This is a genomic window from Dietzia sp. DQ11-44 (assembly GCF_014145205.1).
Taxonomy (GTDB): domain Bacteria; phylum Actinomycetota; class Actinomycetes; order Mycobacteriales; family Mycobacteriaceae; genus Dietzia; species Dietzia natronolimnaea.
On the sequence record NZ_JAALEC010000739.1, the window covers coordinates 1 to 579 of the forward strand.

Below are 579 nucleotides of genomic sequence, written 5' to 3' on the forward strand. Positions count from 1 at the left end.
CCGCCCCTTCCTTCGCGTGCCCAATCTTCAGCGCCCATAGTGGACGTTCCAGCGCAGGGGAAGGTCAAGGCGAACATGGACGAGAGCCGAGAAAGGGGCCACTGTGCGCATCGGTGAGTTGGCCGTGGCCAGCGGCACCACAACCAAGACGCTGCGCTTCTACGAAGAAGCCGGCCTACTACCTGCGCCTGAGCGCACCGCCAACGGATACCGCGACTACACCCCTGCGGCCCTGGCGCGCCTGGACTTCGTTCGCCGCGGCCGCACCGCTGGGCTCACCCTGGCCCAGATTCGCGAGATCCTCGACATCCGCGACGCCGGAGTCGCACCCTGCCAGCACGTGCACGCCCTGCTCGAAGCCCACCTGGGCGACCTGGACCGCCAAATCGCCGACCTGCAAGCACTGCGACACACCGTCGCGCACCTTCACCACAGTGCCACCACCAGCGACCCCACCAAATGCGACACCACGACCGTCTGCCGCTATCTGTGACCAGACCGGTGCTCGCGTGTATCGCCATGAGCAGATGCCGCCACAGAGCGTCGACAGAACCCCGCCATATAACGGCGAAAGCCACA

1 protein-coding gene is annotated in these 579 nt (G+C 66.0%); it reads left to right on the forward strand.

What is annotated here, in order from left to right:
* The first annotated feature begins 103 nt into the window (after window positions 1-103).
* Window positions 104-493, forward strand: coding sequence for a heavy metal-responsive transcriptional regulator (locus G6018_RS16625; RefSeq protein WP_007928756.1), 390 nt, complete (start codon window positions 104-106; stop codon window positions 491-493).
* Window positions 494-579: the final 86 nt, after the last annotated feature.